This is a genomic window from Shewanella psychromarinicola (genome assembly GCF_003855155.1).
In the GTDB taxonomy this organism is placed as follows: Bacteria; Pseudomonadota; Gammaproteobacteria; order Enterobacterales; family Shewanellaceae; genus Shewanella; species Shewanella psychromarinicola.
This window is the reverse complement of the sequence record NZ_CP034073.1, coordinates 3,153,429-3,169,867: the sequence shown is the minus strand read 5'-3', so window position 1 is coordinate 3,169,867 and position 16,439 is coordinate 3,153,429. Positions and strand designations below refer to the sequence as shown.

Annotated in this window: 16 protein-coding genes; 2 read left to right on the top strand and 14 right to left on the bottom strand. The window is 42.9% G+C overall.

Annotation, left to right across the window (positions count from 1 at the left end; all coding sequences use genetic code 11):
* Nucleotides 1-71: 71 nt before the first annotated feature.
* From cctA to yceD, 11 genes are all read right to left on the bottom strand, one after another.
* Complete coding sequence (cctA, locus tag EGC80_RS13945) at nucleotides 72-407, bottom strand: tetraheme c-type cytochrome CctA (protein WP_101030672.1); 336 nt, start codon at nucleotides 405-407, stop codon at nucleotides 72-74.
* 407 nt (nucleotides 408-814) lie between these two features.
* Entirely contained in the window at nucleotides 815-1,690 is an 876-nt protein-coding gene (locus EGC80_RS13940) for an NAD(P)-dependent oxidoreductase (RefSeq protein WP_124013772.1), read from the bottom strand.
* A 16-nt stretch (nucleotides 1,691-1,706) separates the two neighbouring features.
* A complete protein-coding gene (locus EGC80_RS13935; protein ID WP_124013773.1) occupies nucleotides 1,707-2,195 on the bottom strand; it encodes an acyl-CoA thioesterase in 489 nt (162 codons plus the stop codon).
* Between the two features lie 119 nt (nucleotides 2,196-2,314).
* Nucleotides 2,315-3,556 carry a beta-ketoacyl-ACP synthase II gene (gene fabF, locus EGC80_RS13930; protein ID WP_101030663.1) on the bottom strand — a complete coding sequence of 414 codons (1,242 nt, stop codon included), beginning with the start codon at nucleotides 3,554-3,556 and terminating at the stop codon, nucleotides 2,315-2,317.
* Nucleotides 3,557-3,718: 162 nt separating this feature from the next.
* A complete protein-coding gene (gene acpP / locus EGC80_RS13925) occupies nucleotides 3,719-3,952 on the bottom strand; it encodes an acyl carrier protein (RefSeq protein ID WP_011496723.1) in 234 nt (77 codons plus the stop codon).
* A 163-nt stretch (nucleotides 3,953-4,115) separates the two neighbouring features.
* The gene (gene fabG, locus EGC80_RS13920; RefSeq protein ID WP_101030661.1) at nucleotides 4,116-4,862 is read right to left on the bottom strand and encodes a 3-oxoacyl-ACP reductase FabG; all 747 of its coding nucleotides are present in this window, start codon (nucleotides 4,860-4,862) and stop codon (nucleotides 4,116-4,118) included.
* A gap of 10 nt (nucleotides 4,863-4,872) precedes the next feature.
* The gene (fabD, locus tag EGC80_RS13915; protein WP_124013774.1) at nucleotides 4,873-5,799 is read right to left on the bottom strand and encodes an ACP S-malonyltransferase; all 927 of its coding nucleotides are present in this window, start codon (nucleotides 5,797-5,799) and stop codon (nucleotides 4,873-4,875) included.
* Between the two features lie 33 nt (nucleotides 5,800-5,832).
* Nucleotides 5,833-6,792, bottom strand: a complete 960-nt coding sequence (locus tag EGC80_RS13910) for a beta-ketoacyl-ACP synthase III (protein ID WP_124013775.1) — start codon at nucleotides 6,790-6,792, stop codon at nucleotides 5,833-5,835.
* 8 nt (nucleotides 6,793-6,800) lie between these two features.
* A complete protein-coding gene (plsX, locus tag EGC80_RS13905) occupies nucleotides 6,801-7,829 on the bottom strand; it encodes a phosphate acyltransferase PlsX (RefSeq protein WP_101030652.1) in 1,029 nt (342 codons plus the stop codon).
* 15 nt (nucleotides 7,830-7,844) lie between these two features.
* Nucleotides 7,845-8,015 (bottom strand): 50S ribosomal protein L32, encoded by a 171-nt coding sequence (rpmF, locus tag EGC80_RS13900; protein WP_101030648.1) that lies wholly within the window; start codon nucleotides 8,013-8,015, stop codon nucleotides 7,845-7,847.
* Between the two features lie 18 nt (nucleotides 8,016-8,033).
* Nucleotides 8,034-8,558: a 23S rRNA accumulation protein YceD gene (yceD, locus tag EGC80_RS13895; RefSeq protein WP_101030645.1), complete on the bottom strand. Its 525-nt coding sequence runs from the start codon at nucleotides 8,556-8,558 to the stop codon at nucleotides 8,034-8,036.
* Between the two features lie 247 nt (nucleotides 8,559-8,805).
* Between yceD and EGC80_RS13890 the strand changes: the two genes are divergently transcribed.
* A complete protein-coding gene (locus tag EGC80_RS13890) occupies nucleotides 8,806-9,444 on the top strand; it encodes a Maf family protein (RefSeq protein WP_124013776.1) in 639 nt (212 codons plus the stop codon).
* A 180-nt stretch (nucleotides 9,445-9,624) separates the two neighbouring features.
* Here EGC80_RS13890 and EGC80_RS13885 read toward each other — a convergent pair whose 3' ends face one another.
* Together EGC80_RS13885 and rluC are read right to left on the bottom strand one after the other, a co-directional pair.
* Nucleotides 9,625-10,278 (bottom strand): HAD-IA family hydrolase, encoded by a 654-nt coding sequence (locus EGC80_RS13885; protein WP_198554720.1) that lies wholly within the window; start codon nucleotides 10,276-10,278, stop codon nucleotides 9,625-9,627.
* 31 nt (nucleotides 10,279-10,309) lie between these two features.
* Complete coding sequence (gene rluC / locus EGC80_RS13880) at nucleotides 10,310-11,266, bottom strand: 23S rRNA pseudouridine(955/2504/2580) synthase RluC (RefSeq protein WP_101030639.1); 957 nt, start codon at nucleotides 11,264-11,266, stop codon at nucleotides 10,310-10,312.
* Nucleotides 11,267-11,894: 628 nt separating this feature from the next.
* Between rluC and rne the strand changes: the two genes are divergently transcribed.
* The gene (gene rne, locus EGC80_RS13875; protein WP_124013777.1) at nucleotides 11,895-15,275 is read left to right on the top strand and encodes a ribonuclease E; all 3,381 of its coding nucleotides are present in this window, start codon (nucleotides 11,895-11,897) and stop codon (nucleotides 15,273-15,275) included.
* A gap of 199 nt (nucleotides 15,276-15,474) precedes the next feature.
* Here rne and EGC80_RS13870 read toward each other — a convergent pair whose 3' ends face one another.
* Complete coding sequence (locus EGC80_RS13870; RefSeq protein ID WP_124013778.1) at nucleotides 15,475-16,392, bottom strand: bifunctional methionine sulfoxide reductase B/A protein; 918 nt, start codon at nucleotides 16,390-16,392, stop codon at nucleotides 15,475-15,477.
* Nucleotides 16,393-16,439 lie beyond the last annotated feature (47 nt).

The window sequence follows — 16,439 nt, the reverse complement described above, 5'->3', positions numbered from 1 at the left end:
TAGTCAGTTATTAAAAGAATAAAAACAAAAATACCGACATAAAGTCGGTATTTTTCAGCTATCAAGATAGCTTATTTTGCAGTACGGCCATCGTCATGACATGTATCACACGTTGGTACTTCGCCTACTTTTGCGTCATGTGGTGCGTGGCAATCTGCACACATTAACATACCATCATGCGGCTTATGGTTATCATCCATTTCAGCAAGAGAACCATGACAACTTTGACATTGTTCAAATTCATATACACCATCTGATGATGGCTCTCCATCAGCGTGACAGTTTTCACAGCCACCCATTTCAACATGAAACTCAGCGAGGGTCTCATCAGCAGCAAATGATGCAGAAGACATCATCATTACCGCGAAACCGGCCGCAAACAATGTACTTAGTAATTTATTGCTCACTTTTCATTCCTCCAATTTTAGTGTGTGCCCGCATTCTTTTTATCTGACGCGGATCATCACACTGCAGTACGACACTTTACTTAAGGGTTTACTCAACAACTTTATTTATCAACAATTCATAAAAACAATTCATAAAAAAATCGAAAATTGAATGGTAATATAAACGTAGCTAATCAATCTACTTTAAGCAAAATTAATATAGATTAGGTAATAATAGCAGCGTTAACATTTGGAGTATGTGCGCCACATCATGTAACGCAATGGTTTTTAGTCAACAAACCGACTTACCACCAATGATAGCTAATGTAGTCATGGTTAATTTAAGTTGGGTTGGCGCCAATAAAAAGCCCCGACTAATGTTGGGGCTATCGTTGAGCTATCACATTTATAATAATGCTTTGTTGATATTAACTGCGAGATTTTTCTAAACGAGCGAGTAAACTAGAAGTATCCCAACGGTTGCCTTTCATCGCCTGAACTTCAGAATAAAACTGATCAACTAATGCCGCGACAGGTAAATGGCTACCATTTCGGCGAGCTTCATCTAGGGCAATGCCTAAGTCTTTTCGCATCCAATCGATAGCAAAGCCGAAATCATATTGACCTTGCCACATAGTCTGATAACGATTCTCCATCTGCCAACTTTGTGCAGCACCTTTACTGATGACCTCAATGACTTTTAAGCCATCTAAACCCGCACTCTTTGCAAAATGAAGTCCTTCAGCTAAGCCTTGAACCACACCCGCAATACAAATTTGATTGACCATTTTAGTCAACTGACCCGAACCTGCAGGTCCAAGCAATTCAGCACAGCGACTATATGCATCAATAACGGGTTTAACCGTATTAAAATCAGCCTGTTCACCGCCCATCATCACGGTTAACACACCATTTTCAGCACCCGCTTGGCCACCTGAAACAGGCGCATCTAAAAAGCCAATATTTTGTGGGGTCAATTGGGCGGCAATGTCGCGCGCGACATCGGCTGAAGCTGTGGTATGGTCGACCAAAATAGCACCTGCATGCATACCGTGAATGGCGCCTTGATCACCCAATACCACTTGACGTAAATCATCATCATTACCCACACAGGTAAACACAATGTCTTGTCCTTTAGCCGCGGCTTTTGGTGTATCCGCGCGTCGACCGCCATACTGCTCAACCCATTGTTGAGCTTTACTGGCCGTTCGGTTATACACGGTCAAATCGTGACCCTGTTTAACTAAATGTCCCGCCATAGGATACCCCATAACGCCTAACCCAATAAATGCTACCTTGGCCATGATTTGTCCCTTTTATTTATGCTACTGAAGGTTTAACGTGAGCTTCCATTTCGGCGCCAATACGCTTACGCATGTCCATTAAACGTAATGCTGTATCACGTAAATGAATATCGTCGGCTGTCGTTGGGATCCATTCAGGTACCGAGGTGGGTTTGCCTTCATCATCAACCGCCACCATAATCACAATACAATGGGTCGTGAGATAACGCTCTGAATCTTTAGGATCGCCAGCCTTAACATCAATTGCGACATGCATAGATGTGCTGCCGGTATAAATCACTTTACCCGTCACCTCAACAATATGGCCAACGTGAATGGGTTTAACAAAACGAATACCCCCTGCATAGACGGTAATACAATACTTACCACTCCAACCTGCAGCGGTAGCGTAAGCCGCTAAATCGATCCATTTCATTACGGCGCCGCCGTGTACTTTACCGCCGAAATTGACATCTGCAGGCTCAGCCAAAAAACGTAACGTAAGCTTTCTATCTATACCGGCCATAAAGCCTCCAAGTCATCGCAGGATGTATCGGAAATTAACGATACACTTTGTCTTAATCCAAAAAAAGCTTAAACATACAAAAAAAGCGCCATCGGCGCTTTTTATCTATGTCACTATCATTAATTGATTTTTTTAAACAATAATGAACCGTTGGTGCCACCAAAACCAAATGAATTACATAATGCGTAATCAAATTGATGACGACGAGAAGTGTGTGCGACAAAATCTAAATCACAACCTTCATCAGGATTGTCTAAATTAATAGTAGGAGGAATATGCTGATCACGTAATGCCAACAAAGTAATGATTGCTTCAACAGCACCTGCAGCACCGAGTAAATGACCGGTCATTGATTTGGTCGAGCTCACCAATACATCATAGGCATGTGGCCCAAACACAGATTTCACCGCAGCCACTTCGGCTTTATCACCTGCATTCGTTGATGTGCCATGGGCATTGATATAGCCCACTAGCTCTTTTTCAATTTGTGCATCGTTAATGGCATTGACCATAGCCGCCGCAGCACCAGCGCCATCACTCGGTGGTGATGTCATGTGGAATGCATCACCACTCATGCCAAAACCAACCAGCTCGCCGTAAATTTTAGCGCCACGTGCTTTAGCTCGTTCATATTCTTCCATCACAATGACACCTGCACCGTCGCCAATGACAAAACCATCACGGTCTTTGTCCCATGGGCGACTTGCTGCTGTTGGGTCGTCATTACGAGTAGATAATGCTTTAGCTGAACTAAAACCAGCAACCCCTAATGGGCTAGTGACATCTTCAGCACCACCGGCGACCATAACATCGGCATCACCATAAGCAATAGTCCGAGCGGCAAAACCAATGTTATGCACACCGGTAGTACAAGCTGTGGTAACCGCAAAATTGGGCCCTGTCATACCGTACATAATTGACAAGTGGCCGGCGATCATATTAATAATGGTGCTCGGCACAAAAAAAGGCGACACCTTGCGTGGTCCGCCATTGAGTAATGCCGAATGGCCTTGCTCAATTAACCACATACCGCCCATACCGGCACCAATAGCAACACCCACACGAGCAGGGTTTTCTTGGCTCATCTCTAGGCCAGAGTCTTTTACTGCTTGAATACCTGCAGCTATGCCATATTGGATAAATAAATCCATTTTACGGGCATCTTTTTTCGTTAAATATTGTTCGACGTCAAAATCTTTTACTGAGCCACTGAAACGAGTATTAAAACCACTGGCATCAAATTTGGTAATGGGAGCAATACCACTCTTACCAGCCAGTAAGGCATTCCAACAAGACTCGACATCATTACCTACTGGAGTCACGAGGCCAAGACCTGTGATGACGACACGACGTTTAGACATGATATTCACCTTTAAATAAAATCTGCCACGATGCCATTATTGCGATATAGATAAAGAAGTATAAGGAAGGATGTTCTAATGCAATTAAATGGAACGAGCGTTTACAAATGCTTTAAACAAAAACAGGCGGCATAAATGCCGCCTGTTTTTGTGAATTCTTGATTACTGATTCTTAGAAACGTAATCGATCGCTGCTTGAACAGTAGTGATCTTTTCAGCTTCTTCGTCAGGGATCTCGGTGTCAAACTCTTCTTCTAGAGCCATAACCAATTCAACAGTGTCTAGAGAATCTGCGCCTAAATCGTCTACAAAAGAAGCAGCTGATTTAACGTCTTCTTCTTTAACGCCAAGTTGCTCGATGATGATTTTCTTTACACGTTCTTCGATGTTGCTCATTAGTTTTCTTTCCTATTCAAATTACGCACTTGCGTAAGATTGCGAGTAGTTTATTCGAATTAGATAACAATGCAAGCTTAGATTTTGTGGTCTAACCACAAAAAATAACATTGAATTGTCACTAACACTGACTCAAATGAAGGTAGTTGCCTACCTATCGCTCTTAAACCATGTACATGCCGCCATTCACATGCAATGTTTCGCCTGTGATATAAGCGGCTGAATCCGAGGCCAAAAACAATACTGCATTGGCAATTTCTTGTGCTTGCCCTAATCGTTCCATCGGAACTTGCGACATGATAGCTTGTTGCTGCTCTACTGTCAGCTCATCTGTCATATCTGTCTGAATAAATCCAGGTGCAACAGCATTCACTGTTATTTGACGAGATGCAACCTCTCTTGCAAGAGATTTTGTAAATCCAATCAAACCCGCTTTGGCAGCCGAGTAATTTACTTGGCCTGCATTGCCCATTGTACCCACAACAGAACCGATGCTGATAATACGTCCGAAACGCTTTTTCATCATAGATCGCATTACTGGTTTAGACAATTTAAATAGTGATGTCAAATTAGTGTCAATAATATCTTGCCATTCATCATCTTTCATCCGCATCAATAAATTATCACGGGTAATACCTGCGTTGTTGATGAGAATATCAACTTCACCGGCTTTTTCTTTGATCTGGCTATATAAATCAGCCACTGACTGAGTATCAGTGACATTTAACACCATCCCAAAGCCTTTGTCACCCAAGTATGCTTGGATCGCCGCGGCGCCTTTTTCACTGGTTGCCGTTCCGATAACCATCGCGCCGGCTTGTACTAACGATTCAGCAATCGCTCGGCCAATGCCACGACTGGCCCCCGTCACCAAGGCAACTTTGCCGTCTAAATTAATGCTAAAGCTCATATCAACTCCTTTATTCGACTAATGCTGCAAATGAAGCAACATCATTGACCGCTTGAGCGGATATCGATTTATTAATTCTTTTTGTTAAACCGGTTAATACTTTCCCTGGTCCACACTCTATTAATTTTGTAACACCTTGTGTCGCCATAAATTCAACCGACTCACGCCAACGCACTGGACAATACAATTGACGCACTAAAGCATCTTTAATGGCCTGAGCATTTGTCGGCATTGCCACATCAACATTGTTAACAACATTAATTATAGGTTCAGAGAACGTCACTTCCATTAAGGCTTTGGCTAATTCATCAGCTGCTGGCTTCATTAACGCACAATGTGATGGCACGCTCACTGGCAATGCCACTGTCATTTTAGCACCAGCAGCTTTACATGCAGCAGCAGCGCGTTCAACGGCGGCTTTTTCACCCGCGATAACCACTTGACCTGGACTATTGTAGTTAACAGGGCTCACCACACAGCCTTCAGCAGACTCTGCGCACACTTTGGCAATAGCATCATCATCAAGGCCAATAATGGCATACATCGCGCCAGACCCAGCTGGAACGGCTTGTTGCATTAATTTACCACGAAGCTCAACTAATTTAACTGCATCAGTAAATTCAATCACACCACCGCACACTAACGCAGAGTATTCACCAAGACTGTGACCTGCAAGTAATGAGGGCATGGGCTTGTTCGATGCCTGATATGCGCGCCAGATAGCCACGCTTGCCGTGAGCAATGCAGGCTGGGTTTTATCTGTTTCATTTAAGGTTTCAGCTGGGCCATTGGCAACAAGATCCCATAAATCATAACCTAACGCATCACTTGCTTGGGCAAAGGTTTGCCCAATAATGACATGATTTTGAGCCAATTCAGCTAACATTCCTACGGCCTGTGAACCTTGGCCAGGAAATACAAAAGCAACATTTTCCATCAACGGTTACCTGTATAAAAATAAATTTCAAAATTAAAAACGGATTAGTGCACTGCCCCAAGCAAAACCACCGCCAAATGCTTCGAGTAGTAATAAATGTCCACGCTGGATTCGGCCATCTCTAACGGCTTCGTCAAGCGCTATCGGTACTGATGCCGCAGAGGTATTGCCGTGTTTAGCTAATGTGAGAATGACTTTGTCTAAACTCATGTTAAGTTTCTTTGCTGTTGCCTTGATAATGCGGAAATTAGCTTGATGTGGCACTAACCAGTCAATTTCTGATTTATCGACATTATTAAGGAGCAAGGTTTCGGTGACCACATTAGACAACTGAGTTACCGCCACTTTAAACACATCGTTACCTTTCATCGTCATAAAACCGACAGCTTCAGAACTTTCATTCGCTCGAGGTGGGAAAGAACATTTTAATAAGTCCCCCTGGCTCCCATCAGCATAAATATGTGTCGCAATGATACCGGGAGTATCACTGGCACCAATAATCGCAGCGCCCGCACCATCACCAAATAAAATTACAGTGGAGCGGTCAGAAGGATCACACATTCGCGACAACACATCGGAACCAATAACCAGTACTTTTTTAGCGGCACCGGTTTTAACAAATTGATCCGCAACCGATAAAGCATAAATAAAACCAGAACACGCGGCAGCAATATCAAAGGCAGGGATATTTTTGACGCCTAATGAGGCTTGAATTTCGCATGCCGCAGCAGGAAATGCGTTTGAGGCACTTGTGGTTCCACAAACAATCATATCAAGATCACTTGCTTCGAGCCCCGCCATTTCAAGCGCTTTTAATGCCGCTTGATAACCCATTGTTGAAACCGATTCGTCTGTTGCAGCAATACGCCGCTCAGAAATACCGGTTCGGTCAACAATCCATTGGTCAGTGGTTTCAACCATTTTTTCGAGATCTTGATTGCTACGAACTTGCACAGGTAGATAGCTACCTGTTCCGAGAATTTTTGTTTGCATATATGAGATCAGCTATTGATGTCTAAAAGAATCGACTCCAAACGATCTTTAATCATTTCAGGAAGACGACGTTTTGCTTCTGTTGCTGCTAAATTTAATGCTTGTAAAAATGCAGCTTCATCCGCGTTACCATGACTCTTTACTACTATTCCGCGCAATCCTATCAGACTTGCACCGTTATAGTGGTCGGGGTTCATCTTACTGAGAACAGCTTGTATACGAGGAGCGATGAGTTTGGAGAGTAAACGAACAAAAAAACCGTCATTTAAGCCGCGTTTTAATTGGTGTACTAACAGTTTTGCAATGCCTTCTGAAGTCTTTAAGGTAATATTGCCGACAAATCCGTCGCAAACAATCACATCCACATTACCTGTGTAAATTTCATCGCCTTCTACAAAGCCAATATAATTAATTTGCTCGGTATGTTGTAGAATTTGACCGGCCTGCTGAACTTGGTCGTTACCCTTAATCGCTTCAATGCCGACATTAAGCAAAGCGACTTTGGGACGGGATTTCTTATGGACAGCTTCACATAATACAGACCCCATAATAGCAAACTGGAATAAGGTATCTGAGTCACAAGATACATTAGCCCCTAAATCCAATAAATAAACCGGTTTTCCGGTCATTGCGGGTAAGCAAGACACAAGTGCAGGTCGATCAATACCCGGTAAGGTTTTTAATAACACCTTAGCCATCGCCATTAATGCGCCCGTGTTACCGGCACTAACGCAAGCAGCGGCTTTGCCGTCGCGCACGAGCTCAAGGGCAATTCTCATAGAACTGTTTTTACGTGAACGCAAAGCATGAATGGGCTTATCGCACATTGTCACGACTTCAGTGGTATGGATTATTTCAATACGGGATAGATCTGTTGAGTGAGCTTGAGGTAGATATTTTTCTATTTCGGTTTGATTACCAACCAAAATAATATTTAAAGATGTGTGAAATTTCAATGCCTGCAAGGCTGCAGGCACTGTCACGTGGGGGCCGTGATCGCCCCCCATCGCATCTAACGCAAGCGTCAGATTTATCATTAGATTAGCAACAAATTACTTGTTGATAACCTTTACACCGCGGTAAAAACCATCAGCAGTCACGTTGTGACGTAGATGTAATTCACCGCTGGTTGCGTCTACTGATAATTGAGCTGTGCTCAATGAATCATGTGAACGACGCATACCACGCTTTGAACGTGATTTTTTATTCTTTTGTACAGCCATTGGACCTGTCTCCTACGATTACTTGCTCTTCAGTTTTTCTAACACTGCAAATGGATTTGCACGCTCCTCATGAGCGGGTTCGATCTCGCCTACAACTACATCTTTCGATCCAGACTTACAATTATTATCATCGTGCATCGGGATGATAGGCATAGCGACTATCAATTCATCTTCAATCAATTGATGCAGACGTAATTCACCAATCTCATTACACTCAATTGGGTCATACGCATCCGGGAGCTCATCGATTTCTGCCTCAGTCTTACAAGGACTAAAACAAAAGTCGACCGTAACCTCAGTAGTAACTTGTGTCATACAACGTTGACATAGCAGAGTGAGCTCCGTCACAGCCTTCCCGCGAAGGTAGACTATCCCCTGTATATCGACGCCACATTCCAACGACACAACTACGTCGGAACAGTCGCCGGTACATAACTCGCTTAATCGCTTTAGTTGCTTACCTAAAATGGTACCTTCATAACGAAGGCCGCTAGAGGCTGCGCGTATAGGATCAATTGAAACCGGTATCTTTACTGTTTGCATAAGGCGCGCATATTATAGTTTGAAAACGCTGGAGTCAAAGAAAATTTCCGTAAAAATACGGTAATCTCACCTAACAATGAACTTTAGGTACTCTTTAATCCGGCATTAGGTTTGAAAGTTGGCAAATTTTACCGAACCCAACTCCATCACACAAGCATTACTCGATAAAAATGATCCATTTGCCTAGATGAATACAGTAAACTGACTAATATTCTGTTATTAGCCTAAAAATAATGAAGAAAAGCCAATGAAATTCAACCTAGTACTTGCATCAACCTCACCTTTTCGTCAGCAATTATTACAAACCTTAATGCTGCCTTTTAACTGCGTTAACCCTGATGTTGATGAAACTGCTGCAAAAGATGAAACAGCATTAGCATTAGTCAAACGGTTAGCTGAACAAAAAGCATTAGCCGGAGCGAACTTAATTGATCAAACATCCGTGCCACAATTAATTATTGGCTCAGATCAAGTCGCGATGATTAATGGTCAGATTATCGGTAAGCCAAATAACATCGAAAATGCTATTGCTCAATTAAGCGCGGCTTCTGGTCAAGCAATCACTTTTTATACCGGTCTAGCTGTATTTAATTGTGATAATCAACGCATGTTGTCGTGTGTTGAACCTTTTACAGTGCACTTTAAATCGTTAACAGAAGCGCAAATTCGCTACTACATCGACAAAGAACAACCATTATATTGCGCAGGTAGTTTTAAAGTAGAGGGGTTGGGAATCGCACTCTTTAGCCGCTTAGAAGGTGATGATCCTAATACTTTAATTGGTCTGCCATTAATTAGGCTTATCGATTTACTGGCACAGCATGGTGTTGATGTACTCAGCGAAGCCTCCAATAATCAATCAAATAATATTGGTCTAAAATATTGACCGGCATTATTTAACATTTCTGTGCATAAAGATGGGTGATTGGGTAAGTGATTAACAAAATGACAGGGCATAAACGCAGAGGTAATTAAAAATTATTTAAGTTAATGAAATACAGCGTCGGCAACACTTATGTGCGACGCTGCTGCATTTCAATTATCAATCATCATAAACACAAGATAGTTAAAGATAATCACGTATCGCAAGTGGCTTATCGACAATCGCGCGCGGATTTAGCGCTTGCAATTTTGATTGATTATGGGCGCCATAACTCACACCAATACTCGCCATACCAGCATTTTTGGCCATGGTTAAGTCATGGATTGAATCGCCAATCATAATGGCTCTATCTGCGGCAACATCAAAATGAGTCAATAACGAAAACAACATCTCAGGATGCGGTTTGCTTTCAGCGTCATCGGCACAGCGCGTCGCATGAAAGTACTGGCCTAAGCCTGTCCGTGCCAATACGTTATCAAGACCCTCTCGCCCTTTACCCGTCGCAACCGCTAATTGATAACCGCCAGCATGTAAACTGCGAATAAGTGATTCAACGCCCTCAAATAAAGGCGTAGGGTGCACATTGGCAACATGATGACGACGATAACAATCAATAATTTGCTCATGGTTTTGATGATCGGCAAATAAAATCGGCATAATTTTAGGTAAAGATAAGCCTATGACATCTCTTATTTGCTGTTCAGACGGGATAGGCAAAATGAGTTCTTGTGCTACATTTTGCATGCAAGACACTATTTTACCAATCGTGTCCATTAGCGTGCCATCCCAATCAAAAATGACCAGTTCATAAGCTTTATGTTGAATATTCAATACCATTCCTTACTTCATTTTCACACCGCTGTGGATGTTATATTCTTTTTAATTTTTCAAGTGTGCTAAGTAACACTGGGTCTAAAGGCGCCTTAACTTGCGTGACTTCATTATTCTCAGGATGAGTAAACTTAAGCTCAGCCGCATGTAAAAACAGACGATCTAAGCCTAATGCGCGCATGCTGTCGTCAAATTGTTGCTCGCTGTATTTATCATCACAGGCAATAGAATGACCCGCATATTGACAATGTACCCTAATCTGATGAGTACGCCCTGTCACAGGACTGGCCTTGACCAAGGTACACCCTTGGTATCGCTGCATGATTTTGAAACGCGTTTCCGACTCTTTACCTTCTTTATTAACTCGAACAATACGCTCGCCAGACTTTAAGGTAATTTTTAACAACGGCGCTTTGACCGATTTATCACTTGCTTGCCATTGGCCACGCACCAAGGCTAAATAATCTTTCTGCATGGTTTTACTGCGTAACTGTTCATGCAAATGTTTTAATGCACTGCGTTTTTTAGCAACAAGCAAGACGCCAGAAGTATCTTTATCTAAACGATGCACCAACTCTAAATACTTTTGTTGCGGGCGAAGTGAGCGTAAGCCCTCAATCACACCATAATCAACACCACTACCACCATGTACCGCAATGCCGGCAGGCTTATTTAATACAATTAAATGATTATCTTCGTGGATAATGCGATCTTCGAGCTGTGACACTCGAGATAAATTAGGCGAAGGTGCTTTGCGATTATCTTTTTCTGCAACTCGAACCGGCGGTATGCGAACGATGTCATCGATTTGCAATTTGTATTCTGGCTTGATGCGTTTTTTATTCACCCGCACTTCCCCTTTACGCACGATCCTATAAATCATGCTTTTGGGAACACCTTTTAATTTAGTTAGCAAAAAATTATCGATTCGTTGTTCAAAATTATCTTCGTCGATAGTCACGTATTCAACTTGGGGGGTGGTTTCAGTATTCATGATGCGCCATATAGTGGGAACCCTAATAGTGTACCTTATCTGGTAAATGCTTGGCTATTGCCACATCGGACTTGAAATAAATACACGAAAGAATATTGGCTTTTGATTGCTGAAAATAACGATTGTTGCTATATTTGCCCACAGGTTGAGAGTAAACAGTGGATAAAGTGTTCACAACTTTCACCAAATGCGAAACACTAACAGTTAAAAAAATGAACTTAACCGGTAGCAACTCATTGATTTGCAAATTGTATTTACTAAAAAAACGGCAAAACCCGTTTGTACAATTAAACCGTAAGTAATCAATAAATATTTTAATTTAACTGTGGTAAATCGCCCCAAATTCGAACAACATTTTAGCTTGTTATCAAACAAACCGATTCGACTTGGGCATTAACGGATTAAAATACCATAATTTATGGGGTTGGTTGTAACTCAACCAATTCCTTGTTTTTGTAAACATTAGAAAATAAGCCATAAATAGGATGCGACACGCAGAGACTGCGTTTTACAGTAATGAGCACCTAAATTGCCTGGATCTAACCGTGAGGTTATACCGATTAATTCAGGCCCGTAATGCAGAAAAATCGTGTTGTTTGATGACCTCATTTAGAAGAATCACGTCATCATGAAACGTATGTTAATTAATGCAACTCAATCAGAAGAGTTGCGCGTAGCCCTAGTTGATGGGCAAGAACTGTATGATTTAGACATTGAAAGTCCTGGTCACGAACAGAAAAAATCAAATATCTATAAAGGTAAAATCACCCGCGTAGAACCCTCTCTTGAAGCAGCCTTTGTTGACTACGGCGCAGATCGGCACGGCTTTTTACCCCTGAAAGAAATTGGTCGCGAATATTTCCCTAAAGGTTATTCATTCCAAGGCCGTCCTAACATCAAAGAAGTGGTGCATGAAGGCCAAGAAGTCATCGTTCAAATCGACAAAGAAGAACGTGGCAATAAAGGTGCTGCACTGACGACGTTTATCAGTCTTGCGGGTTCTTATTTGGTGTTAATGCCAAACAACCCTCGTGCTGGCGGTATTTCACGTCGTATTGAAGGTGATGAGCGTACCGAGCTTAAAGAGGCGATGTCGGAACTTGAAGTGCCTAACGGTATGGGGTTAATCGTCCGTACTGCTGGAGTAGGCAAAGAGTCCACAGAGTTAAAGTGGGACTTAAAAGTACTTCAACATCACTGGGATGCGATTCAAGAAGCCGCTCAAAGTAAAACGGCTCCATTCTTAATTCACCAAGAAAGTAATGTGATTGTTCGTGCCATTCGCGATTATTTACGTCGCGATGTAGGCGAAATTCTTATCGACCACCCGCGCATTTTCGAAGAAGCTAAACTGCATATTGGTTTGGTTCGCCCAGATTTTGTTGAACGCGTGAAACAATACGATTCTGAAGTGCCACTATTTACTCACTTCCAAATCGAATCTCAAATTGAATCAGCTTTCCAACGTGAGGTGCGCTTGCCTTCTGGTGGCTCAATTGTTATCGACCCAACTGAAGCATTAACCTCTATCGATATTAACTCTGCCCGCGCAACAAAAGGCGGCGATATCGAAGAAACAGCTTTAAACACCAACCTAGAAGCAGCAGATGAAATTGCACGTCAATTACGTCTTCGTGACTTAGGTGGTTTGGTGGTTATCGACTTTATCGATATGACACCAGTACGCCATCAGCGTGAAGTTGAAAACCGTTTACGTGATGCAGTACACCATGACCGAGCTCGCGTGCAGTTAGGCCGTATTTCACGATTTGGTTTGATGGAAATGTCACGCCAACGTTTGCGCCCTTCACTTGAAGAGTCCGCAGCACATATATGCCCACGTTGTCATGGCCAAGGCACTATTCGCAGTACCGAATCTTTAGCACTGTCTATTTTGCGTTTAATGGAAGAAGAAGCCATTAAAGAAAACACCACACAAATCGAAGCCATTGTGCCTGTTGATGTGGCGGCATTCTTATTAAATGAAAAACGTAAAACGATCCGTATTACTGAAGAACGCCACCAAGTTGAAGTGTACATTATCCCTGATGCACACATGCAGACTCCGGATTACCGAATGGTTCGTCGCAAAAGTGATGATGAAGTCATTGAGTCAAGCTACAAGCGTGTTGAGCAACCTGCCGCAAATCTGTATGAGCCTCGTAAACTTGAGCGCGCAGCGTCTCCAGAGCCTGCATTAAAAGGCTTCACCGCCCCTCAAAAAGCAGCAGAAGACACCGCAAAACCGGCTGTAAAAGTAACACCTGTAAATACCGCCCCTGTGGCAGCAGCACCTAGTCAGCCAGGATTATTCGCTCGGATGGCCTCAGCGGTTAGTGCCTTGTTTTCTGCTAATGAAGCTGAGGTCAAAGACACCAAAGCGGTACCGCAAACCAAAGAAAATGCGCCGACGAGTAACCGTCGTAACACTCGTCGTAATGACACACGTAACGACAGTACTAACCGTAATGACAAGCGTAATGACAGTCGTAATGATAGCCGCCGTCAGCGCAATGACAGCGACAAATCAAAAGAAGGCACAGAGGCTCGTCCTCAAAATAAGCGTAATGAACGTAATAGCAGAAACACAGGTCAAGACGACAACGCAAAAAACAAGCCGAGAAATGAAAAAGTTGACAAGCCATTACAAGTCAATGAAACCAAAGTAACAGAATCAAAAGCAACAGAAACTAAAGCAACAGACAGTAAAGTCACTACAGAAAAGTCTCCAAAGCAAGAAGCTGCTCGTGAACGTCGCCAGCGTCGTAACTTACGTCGTAAAGTGCGTATTGAAAGCGAACAGAATGAAGCATTATCAGCAACCGATGTTAATGAATCAAGTGACCAATCAGTCGATGTAATAACATCTGAAGCTAAAGCCGTAGAGTCAAAAGTATCTGAGGATAAAACATCAGAAACGAGACCGCCGCGTAGTCGTCGTCAACCTCGTAAAGAGAAAACTGAACAAACGACTGAAACACCAGCAGAGAGCGTTATCACTCAAGCGACTGAAGTAACAAACGTTACGACTACTGAGCCAGTTAACACCGACACGACTGATGTCGTTGAAGGTAAAGCGGAAGCAATTGAAGCCGATGTTAACACTAACAGTGAAACTGTCGTTGCTAATGCTGATGTTGCCAATGAAACGGATGAGTCAAGCACTGACACTGAAGATACCGCATCAGAAAATGAAACCGATGACACCAAAGCTGAAGGTCGTGAAGGTCAACGTCGAAGCCGTCGCAGTCCTCGTCATCTACGTGCTGCTGGTCAACGTCGTCGTCGTGATGATGAATCCGGTTCAACGCAGCAAGCCGTTTTCACTCCTAATGATGAGCTAGAGAAGCAATTAGACGCTGAGCTAAGCAGAAATCAAACCCAGGATAATGCCCCTGTTACTGAGGCTGTTGTTGAAACAGTTAGTACGGCTGTGGAAATGGTGAAGACTGACGCTAACAAGGCTGAAGTGACCAAGGCTGATGTCGAGCCAACGATTGTTGTTGCTGACAAGCCAGAGGCTAAAGAGGAAGTACCTCAAACACCTCCGGTAGTAAAAGCTCCTGAAGTAGCCGAAGATAAAGCGGCCGTTGAAGTTGCTAAAACGCCTGTTGCTGTTCCAGCTGTACAAGCGCCAGTCGCCGATACTGCAGAAACAGAGAAAACAACTGCAGTGAGCAGCAAACAAGATAAAGCGGTTGCAGCCAATGCATCAGCCCCGACGGCTAAGCCTGCGGCTATTGTCCGTCAAGCTAAGCCGGCAGCGGCAAAAGAAGTTGCGCCAGCAATCGTTTCTGCTGATGTCGCCACAGCAGCAAAAGCACCGGTGAAAACAAGTCGCTTTGGTTCTATGGTGTCATCTGACACGACTAAACCTACCGTAGATGTCCGTGAACAGAAGGCCGTACCTCAAGGACGTACTTATCAAGCACAAGCAACTGAAACCAATGCTCCGAAAGTAGCAATGAATAACAGTGCATCAGCTGATATGACTCGCCCTGGAGAGTAACGCTAAATAGGGCTAACTAAGCCCTATTGTTGATTAAGCCATGCTAAGCATGGCTTTTTTATTGAAAAAATTGTCTCGACCTAAAAGTGTAAACACATTTCCGGACATAACTGTAATACAAAAAAAGGGCCATTGAATAATCAATGCCCCCTTTTTTTATCTGTTTATCCCGTTCTTTCAGCACAACAAACCCATTGGTTTATACTTTACGTTTATCAGCAAATTTACTCATGACTTTATCAAATTTAGGCTTAACGACTAACTGACAGTAAGGCTGTTGCCCATTTTTAGCAAAGTAGTCATCGTGATAGCTTTCAGCGGGGTAAAACGTGTCGAACGCACTGATTTCGGTCACTATCGGCCTAGACCAAACTTGTTGTTCCGTTAACCGATTAATAAATCGGTTGGCGGCATCTATTTGAGCACTGTTATGAGTAAAAATTACCGACCGATACTGTGGGCCTTTATCATTACCCTGTTGGTTAAGTGTGGTGGGGTCGTGGCTTTCAAATAACACGCTAAGCAGTGTTTCATATTGAATAACGGCCGAATCGAACTCAATATGAATGACTTCTGCATGTGCTGTTTTACCAGAACACACCGCATCATAATTGGCATCTTTAGCATCACCGCCACAATAACCTGAAGTCGCACTTTGCACGCCATTAAGCTGAGCAAAAATGGCTTCAACACACCAAAAGCAACCCGCGCCAAAAGTCGCTTTTTCGTAAGAAGGCGTTGCCAAACTTGATTGAGTTAACTCATCAGAGGATTTAAAAATCATCGACACAGAATTCACACAATGACGAATATTGTTATCCGTTAGGTGTTCACCTTCAAATACATGGCCTAAATGGCCACCACATTGGGCACAGGTAATTTCGGTTCGATGACCATCAGCATCGAGTGTATGCTTTACGGCTCCCTCAATCTCATCATCAAATGCGGGCCAGCCACAATGTGCATTAAATTTATATTCACTATTATAAAGTGGTGCATCGCATTTTTTACACAAATACACACCTTGAGCATCATGATCGACAAATTCGCCACTAAAGGGACGTTCAGTGCCCTTTTGCTCGATAACGTACTGTTCAAATTCGGTTAGTTTATTCATTGTCTGCTCTCATTGAGTTTACTTGTCGCTTAAATAAAGAATACGTG

Coding starts and splice junctions, on each gene's coding strand:
- rne (WP_124013777.1), top strand. CDS start 11,895: ATGAAACGTATGTTAATTAATGCAACTCAATCAGAAGAGTTGCGCGTA.
- yceD (WP_101030645.1), bottom strand. CDS start 8,558: ATGCAAACAGTAAAGATACCGGTTTCAATTGATCCTATACGCGCAGCC.
- rpmF (WP_101030648.1), bottom strand. CDS start 8,015: ATGGCTGTACAAAAGAATAAAAAATCACGTTCAAAGCGTGGTATGCGT.
- rluC (WP_101030639.1), bottom strand. CDS start 11,266: ATGAATACTGAAACCACCCCCCAAGTTGAATACGTGACTATCGACGAA.
- EGC80_RS13910 (WP_124013775.1), bottom strand. CDS start 6,792: ATGCAAACAAAAATTCTCGGAACAGGTAGCTATCTACCTGTGCAAGTT.
- EGC80_RS13885 (WP_198554720.1), bottom strand. CDS start 10,278: ATGGTATTGAATATTCAACATAAAGCTTATGAACTGGTCATTTTTGAT.
- EGC80_RS13940 (WP_124013772.1), bottom strand. CDS start 1,690: ATGGCCAAGGTAGCATTTATTGGGTTAGGCGTTATGGGGTATCCTATG.
- plsX (WP_101030652.1), bottom strand. CDS start 7,829: ATGATAAATCTGACGCTTGCGTTAGATGCGATGGGGGGCGATCACGGC.
- fabD (WP_124013774.1), bottom strand. CDS start 5,799: ATGGAAAATGTTGCTTTTGTATTTCCTGGCCAAGGTTCACAGGCCGTA.
- EGC80_RS13870 (WP_124013778.1), bottom strand. CDS start 16,392: ATGAATAAACTAACCGAATTTGAACAGTACGTTATCGAGCAAAAGGGC.
- EGC80_RS13935 (WP_124013773.1), bottom strand. CDS start 2,195: ATGGCCGGTATAGATAGAAAGCTTACGTTACGTTTTTTGGCTGAGCCT.
- fabG (WP_101030661.1), bottom strand. CDS start 4,862: ATGAGCTTTAGCATTAATTTAGACGGCAAAGTTGCCTTGGTGACGGGG.
- acpP (WP_011496723.1), bottom strand. CDS start 3,952: ATGAGCAACATCGAAGAACGTGTAAAGAAAATCATCATCGAGCAACTT.
- fabF (WP_101030663.1), bottom strand. CDS start 3,556: ATGTCTAAACGTCGTGTCGTCATCACAGGTCTTGGCCTCGTGACTCCA.
- EGC80_RS13890 (WP_124013776.1), top strand. CDS start 8,806: ATGAAATTCAACCTAGTACTTGCATCAACCTCACCTTTTCGTCAGCAA.